This window comes from Staphylococcus sp. AC872 (assembly GCF_979255425.1).
This window is the reverse complement of sequence record NZ_CEEDKW010000005.1, coordinates 97,386-105,246: the sequence shown is the minus strand read 5'-3', so window position 1 is coordinate 105,246 and position 7,861 is coordinate 97,386. Positions and strand designations below refer to the sequence as shown.

General features: G+C 32.6%; 6 protein-coding genes. 5 read left to right on the top strand and 1 reads right to left on the bottom strand.

Translation table 11 applies throughout. The features are described 5' to 3' along the window. The first annotated feature begins 616 nt into the window (after window positions 1–616). Complete coding sequence (locus tag ACZ267_RS09255) at window positions 617–766, top strand: SAS049 family protein (RefSeq protein WP_002451815.1); 150 nt, start codon at window positions 617–619, stop codon at window positions 764–766. Between the two features lie 109 nt (window positions 767–875). Here ACZ267_RS09255 and ACZ267_RS09250 read toward each other — a convergent pair whose 3' ends face one another. Then, a complete protein-coding gene (locus ACZ267_RS09250) occupies window positions 876–1,874 on the bottom strand; it encodes an LLM class flavin-dependent oxidoreductase (RefSeq protein ID WP_015364940.1) in 999 nt (332 codons plus the stop codon). A gap of 278 nt (window positions 1,875–2,152) precedes the next feature. Between ACZ267_RS09250 and ACZ267_RS09245 the strand changes: the two genes are divergently transcribed. The 4 genes from ACZ267_RS09245 (at window position 2,153) to recD2 (ending at window position 7,774) form a co-directional block, all read left to right on the top strand. After that, window positions 2,153–3,292, top strand: coding sequence for a cysteine desulfurase family protein (locus ACZ267_RS09245; protein WP_015364941.1), 1,140 nt, complete (start codon window positions 2,153–2,155; stop codon window positions 3,290–3,292). A gap of 2 nt (window positions 3,293–3,294) precedes the next feature. Beyond that, entirely contained in the window at window positions 3,295–4,413 is a 1,119-nt protein-coding gene (mnmA, locus tag ACZ267_RS09240) for a tRNA 2-thiouridine(34) synthase MnmA (protein ID WP_015364942.1), read from the top strand. A 216-nt stretch (window positions 4,414–4,629) separates the two neighbouring features. Beyond that, entirely contained in the window at window positions 4,630–5,298 is a 669-nt protein-coding gene (locus ACZ267_RS09235; RefSeq protein WP_019235936.1) for a tetratricopeptide repeat protein, read from the top strand. A gap of 4 nt (window positions 5,299–5,302) precedes the next feature. Then, entirely contained in the window at window positions 5,303–7,774 is a 2,472-nt protein-coding gene (gene recD2 / locus ACZ267_RS09230) for an SF1B family DNA helicase RecD2 (protein WP_002466734.1), read from the top strand. The last annotated feature ends 87 nt before the right edge of the window (window positions 7,775–7,861 follow it).

The following is a 7,861-nucleotide window of genomic DNA, read 5'->3' as shown; positions in this document are numbered from 1 at the left end:
AGAGAAATTGGGAATCCAATTTCAACAAGCAATGCAAGTTGGGCAAGGGCCCCAACATTGAAAAATTGGTTCCCCAATTTTTACGGACCATGCAAGTTGGGCGGCCCCTTCATAGAGGTTTTCGAAAAGAAAACCTACAAACAATGTAGGAAGGGCAAGGGACCCAGCAAAGAGAAATTGGGAATCCAATTTCAACAAGCAATGCAAGTTGGGCAAGGGCCCCAACATTGAAAAATTGGTTCCCCAACTTTTACGGACCATGCAAGTTGGGCGGCCCCTTTATAGAGGTTTTATACAAAAGGATTATAAATTTATGAAAAAGTATGGATTAATTTCCATATTTTTTTAATTTAATAGATTGATTAGTTTACCTACTCAAATCCTACAATCAAGCGTTTGATACGTGCGATACGTAAATTCTAAATTGCTTTTAGTACAAAGTTTCTAAATTTTATTTGATACATATGTTTAGTTCCTTGACCAAGTGGTATGAATAGAATATACATCATAACAATTGTTGAATTAATCTTATTCATAAAGTGATTGATGTAATAAAGTTAAAATTAAAGTTTTAACAAATACAAATTAGTTTTAAATCTGAAAGGAGCTTATATTTATGGGATTCATGGATAAAGCAAAAGACGCAGCAGAAAAATTCAAAAACAGTGATAATGAGCAAGTAAACAAAGCTAAAGATACAATTAACGAGTATACTGATACTGGTAAAGGCGACAAAGATAAAAAAGAAGATAAAGACGATAAATAATCGTTTTCTTATAAGTAAAGGGGTAGTGCAATAGCGCTACCTCTTTTTTTTATATATTAAAAATACTGAAACGCCAATATCACGTTTCAGTATAATTGAATTAAATAAATTATAGTGTATCGATAATATGTTTGAATTTTTGATATGACTCATGTTGCTTTTGTTGATCAAAAATATAGCTTACACCCATGATTTCATCGATATCTCCATAATAATCAATAAAATCTTTAATTTTTTGTTTAACTGTACTTTCAGAACCAATCATTGATGAGTTGATTCGTTGCTTCGCCATCTCCAATTCCCTAGGCGTTAACACTTGATCTAATTTATCTGTTGGTGGTTGTACTGGTTGCATTTTGCCTCTTGTAATACTTACCATTACTTGAGCCATTGAACTAGCTAAATATTCTGCTTCTTCATCAGTGTCTGCAACGATAACATTTAAGCCTATAATAACATAAGGTTCACTTAATACCTCTGAAGGTTCAAATAACTCTTTATATATTTGTATGGCTTCTTTCATTTGTTGTGGTGCAAAATGTCCAGCAAAAACATATGGTAAACCTCTTCTAGCAGCCACATGTGCCGAATCAGTTGAAGAACCTAATATATATAACGGAACTTGTTTATTCACAGCTGGATAGGCACGTACATAACTTTGTTGATTTGCAGGTCCAAAATATTGTTGTAATTGATCTACTTCATCTGGAAATTGATAAACACCATTATGTTGGTCTCTACGCAATGCACTTGCAGTCATCATATCTGTACCTGGTGCTCTTCCTAAACCTAAATCTACTCGATTAGGAAATAAAGTAGCCATTGTACCAAATTGTTCTGCTACTATAAGAGGTGCGTGATTTGGCAACATTATTCCACCAGAACCAACTTTAATCGTTTTTGTATGTTCTAGAGTATGTTGAACTAATAATGCAGTCGCAGAACTTACTAAATTAGGTGCATTATGGTGCTCGGCAATCCAATATCTTTCATAACCTACTTGTTCTAAATGTTGTGCTAAATCAATCATGTCATTTAAAGCGTCGCTATCATCTTGTCCTTCTCTAATAGGTACTAAATTTAATGCTGATACTTTAAGTTTATTCATAGCAAAATTTCCTCCATAGTAAAAATAGTATATGAAGTATAACAATGATTACTACAATAAAATATTAAATTGCTCATTACACATAACAAAACTACTATTCAATTTATGACAAAATGCTAGTTAAGTATATAATTCAAGATTTAGACTAATACATATTATCAACTATAGCAATAAAATGTTAAAATTATACTAACTATATTTGTCAAACAGATAGGTAGAAAAATACGTTTCTAGGTGCTATTATAGGAACATTGATAATTTTGTGAGGAGTGTCAAACATGGAAGTTTATGCAGATTATGCTGCAACAACACCAGTTAAATCTGAAGTTGTAGAGGTGATGATGGATATATACCAATCACATTATGGTAACCCATCTTCAATACATTCAATTGGAAGAGACGCACGTAAATATTTAGATGAATCTCGTAGAACTGTGGCTAAATGTTTAGGAGCTAAACCATCAGAAGTCATCTTTACTAGTGGTGCTACTGAATCTAACAATACAGCGATAAAAGGTTTAGTTAAAGCTAATGAACATATTGGAAATCATTTAATCACTACTAAAATAGAACATCATTCTGTATTGCATGTGTTTGAGCAATTAGAACGTGAAGGTTATGATGTAACATACCTAGATGTAGATGATACGGGTGCTATTGATTTAGATCAATTAGAAGAAGTTATTACAGATAAAACGATTCTTGTTTCTATCATGTTTGTGAACAATGAGGTCGGAACGGTTCAACAAATGTATGATATTGAAGATATTGTTACCTCAACGAATGCATTATTCCATGTTGATGCAGTGCAAGCCATTGGTCATTTAGATATAGATTTTGATGATTTTAAATTTGACACAATGAGCGTCACTGGTCATAAATTTGGCGGTCCTAAGGGCGTTGGTGCCTTACTGGTAAGAGAAAATACACCAATCCAATTTACTCAACTTGGTGGTGAACAAGAAACAAAACGTCGTGCAGGAACAGAAAACTTAGCCCAGATTGTTGGCTTTGCTAAGGCGATTGAATTAGCTCAACAACATAGGGATGAAAATAATATACATTTAATGAATTTAAAAGAATTATTTTTAGTGAGTTTGCAAGAACGTGCTATTCCATTTGAGCTTAATGGTTCAATGGTCGATACAACAGGTCATATCATTAATTTATATTTTCCATTTATTGATGTGGAAACAATGTTAACACTGCTCGATTTAAGTCAAATCTATGTATCTTCTGGTTCTGCTTGTACAGCGGGATCAACGACACCTTCACATGTGTTAGCAGCTATGTATGAAGATGAAGAAAGAGCTAAACATTCAGTGAGATTTAGTTTTAATGAAATGACTACAGAACAAGAAGTTAAATATATAGTTGCAGAAATTCATAAAATATATCATAAATTTAAGGAGGAATAGTCGTGACAAATCAAGATACGCGTGTAGTCGTAGGTATGTCAGGTGGTGTCGATAGTTCAGTAACAGCCCATCTATTAAAAGAGCAAGGCTATGATGTGATTGGCATTTTTATGAAAAATTGGGATGATACTGATGAAAACGGCGTTTGTACAGCTACAGAAGATTATAATGATGTTATAGCTGTTTGTAACCAAATTGGTATTCCATATTACGCAGTTAACTTCGAACAAGAATATTGGGATAAGGTATTTACTTACTTTCTAGACGAATATAAAAAAGGTCGTACACCAAATCCAGACGTCATGTGTAATAAAGAAATTAAATTTAAAGCATTTTTAGAACATGCTTTAAAATTAGGTGCTGATTACGTAGCAACAGGACATTATGCACGTATCAGAAGACATGAAGACGGTCATGTTGAAATGTTGAGAGGCATTGATAACAATAAAGACCAAACGTATTTTTTAAATCAACTTTCACAACAGCAACTTTCTAAAGTCATGTTCCCAATTGGTGATATTGACAAAAAACGTGTTCGTCAAATTGCTGAAGAACAGGATCTAGCTACAGCTAAGAAAAAAGATTCAACAGGTATTTGCTTTATTGGAGAAAGAAACTTTAAGACGTTTTTATCACAATATCTCCCAGCACAATCAGGTGATATGGTCACACTTGATGGTAAAAAAATGGGTGTGCATAGTGGCTTAATGTATTACACAATCGGCCAAAGACATGGTTTAGGTATTGGTGGAGATGGAGATCCATGGTTTGTAGTAGGTAAAAATTTAGAAGATAATGTGTTATATGTTGAACAAGGATTCCATCATGACGCATTATATAGTGACTATTTAATTGCCTCAGATGTATCATTTGTAAATGAACAAGATGTTGATTTAGAGAAAGGCTTTTATTGTACTGCTAAATTTAGATATCGCCAAAAAGATACTAAAGTTTTTGTTCAAAGAGAGAATAATGAAGCAATCAGAGTCACATTTGATGAACCAGTTAGAGCGATTACACCTGGTCAAGCAGTTGTGTTTTATAATGATGAGGTATGTCTTGGAGGCGCAACTATTGATGACGTTTATAAAAATTCTGGTCAATTAAGCTATGTAGTATAAAGTTTTGCCGTTAATTCATGGACGTGGTTTTAGGATTAACGGCAATTTTTTTAATTATATATACAAATAGTATGTACGTTACTTAGTATACTTTTAAAAATTCATACATATCATGATAAAATATATTTAAACTAATTTTGAACGGTAATTATCAGTTTTAACTAAGAAAGAACCAATAGTTATTTAACGATGATATAAGGAGTTGTCTCATTAAATATGATTGATCAAAAAACGATATATCAATTTATCAAAGAGGGTCAGTTAGAAGAAGCGTTAAAGGCTTTATTTGATAATATTGAAGAAGACCCAACAGTCACAGAAAATTATATTAATGCTGGAATAGTATTAGCAGATGCAGGCGAAATTGAAAAATCTGAACGCTTTTTCCAAAAAGCGATAACAATTGACCCTGAAAATGGCGCCATTTATTATAATTTAGGAAATGTCTATTATAATCAAGATCGATTTAAAGAAGCGATTAAATTATATCAACAAGCCATGAAGTACAATATAGAACCAGTTGATTGCAATTACATGATAGGAATGTCTTTTAACCAATTAAATGCGCATAAAGAAGCATTACCATTTTTAATGACTGCAGCAGAAAAAGATCACCAACAAGATACAGAAGTACAGTTTCAATATGGGTTGGTATTATGTCAATTAGAAATGTTTGATCAAGCTATTAAACAATTAAAAAAAGTACTATCAATCGATTCAAATCATGTTGACGCAATATATAACTTAGGACTTGCTACATATATGAAAAATGAGGACGTAGATGAAGCAATCGAATATTTCAACCAAGCGATTAAGATTGATTCTGGTCACTTATTGAGTCAACACGCATTAAAAACGTTTACAGCAATTAAAGAAGAGGAGTAATACAATGACTGACCCTACACTATTTGATTATTCAATGATTAAAGGTACTGTCGAAACTATTTTATTTCAAAATAGTGATAATTTTTATACTGTTTTAAAAGTGGATACAATTGAGACTAATGAATCATTTGATACGATGCCAACAGTAGTAGGGTTTCTTCCCAATGTTGTCGAAGGGGACGTTTATACGTTTAAGGGTCAAACAGTAGAACATCCTCGTTATGGGAAACAACTAAAAGCAGAAACATTTGAAAAAGAATTACCACAGACTAAAGATGCGATCATCAGTTATTTATCCAGTGATTTATTCAAAGGTATCGGTAAAAAAACTGCGCAAAATATAGTGAATACTTTAGGAGAAAATGCAATAAACGATATTTTGAATGATGCAAGTGTGCTTGAAAAAGTTCCAAGTTTACCTAAGAAGAAACAAAAACAAATTGCTGAACAAATCGCTTCTAATCAAGAATCAGAGAAAGTAATGATTCGATTACATGATTTAGGTTTCGGCCCTAAATTAGCAAGTTCAATTTATCAATATTATGGTGCAGAAACATTAAATGTTCTAGATAAAAACCCTTACCAACTTGTGTATGACATCAAGGGAATTGGCTTTAGTAAAGCAGACCAACTAGCACAAAAAATAGGTATTCAATTTGATGCACCTGAACGAATAAAGGCAGGTTTGTTATTTACATTAGAAGAAGAATGTATTAAACAAGGTCATACATATATGCCTCATGATCAAATCATTGAAGCAACATACAACGTCTTAACGCAAAATAGTAATCATGATGATAATCAAATAAAACAAGAACACATTCATCGAATGTTATTAGAGCTAAATGAAGAGAAAAGAATCATAGTTGATAATGAAAAAGTATCTATACCAAGTTTATATTATTCAGAATTGAAAAGTGTTCAAAATTTATACCGAATCAAAACGCATACTAGCAAGTTGAAAGAGATAGAACAATCTGATTTACAAATTCATATTGGTGAAATAGAAACGAGCAATGAAGTAAGCTATGCAGAATCACAAAAGGAAGCTTTACAGACAGCTATCAATTCTAAAGTAATGTTATTGACAGGTGGTCCTGGTACAGGTAAAACTACTGTGATCAAAGGGATTGTTGAATTGTATGCAGAAGTTCATGGAATTTCTTTAGATTATGATGATTATCAGGAAGACGATTATCCTGTAGTTTTAGCAGCACCAACCGGTCGTGCATCGAAAAGATTACAAGAGTCAACTGGATTAGAGGCTATGACGATACATCGATTGATTGGTTGGAATCAAGACACACAACCAGAAGATATACTGGATAATGAAATTAATGCACGTCTCATCATTATTGATGAGATGTCTATGGTAGATACTTGGCTATTTCACCAATTTCTGAGTGCCGTACCTTTAGATGCTCAAATTATTCTAGTGGGTGATGAAGATCAATTACCTTCTGTAGGCCCTGGTCAGGTGTTTAAAGATTTAATTGATTCTAAAACCATACCAAGAGTCAATTTAACAGAAGTTTATCGCCAACAAGATGGATCTAGTATTATTGAACTAGCTCATCGAATGAAACTGGGACAACCTATTGATATTACACAACGATTTCATGATCGAAGTTTTATCAATTGTGGTACAGATCAAATTCCAACAGTTGTCGAGAAAGTAGTTAATAGTGCTGTTAATAAAGGCTATGATATGAGCGATATCCAAGTGCTTGCCCCAATGTATAAAGGGAATGCAGGTATTAAACGATTAAACCAAATATTACAAACCATCTTAAATCCAAAAGAAAAAGATACTAGAGAAATTGAGTTTGGTGATGTCGTATTTAGAAAAGGCGATAAAGTATTACAATTAGTTAACCGTCCGAATGATAATATATTTAACGGCGATATTGGTGTGATTGTCGGTATATTTTGGGCTAAGGAAAATGCTTTAAATAAAGATGTCTTAGTCGTTGATTTTGAAGGAAATGAAATAACATTTACGCGCCAAGATTTACTCGAATTAACACATGCATATTGTACTTCTATTCATAAATCACAAGGTTCAGAGTTTCCGATTGTGATTATGCCTATAGTTAAACAATATTTTAGAATGTTGCAGCGTCCAATATTATATACAGGATTAACACGTGCGAAACAATCTTTAGTTCTATTAGGTGATCCACAGGCATTTGATATTGGTTTAAATACAAATGGACAGAAAAGATTAACACAATTATACGATATACTGAGCCAATACTTTAAAGAAAGTAAAATAGAAGACCATGAGAATGCAAATCTTCAAGACCAACATCAAGATATTCAAGTTGTAAACTTTGAGGATAAGCAAAGTAATGTAAAAGATCAAACTACATCCGATACATCAATGAGTATTGAATTATCTGAAGACACAATTTATCAAATTGATCCTATGATAAATATGGGAGAAATGTCCCCATATGACTTTGCTAAACGTTGACAATTGAAACCAATAAAATTAAAATAAACTTAAGTTCGCATAAAGATGAGTAGACAATTTTTAATATTAAGAGATGTACTGGTTGGT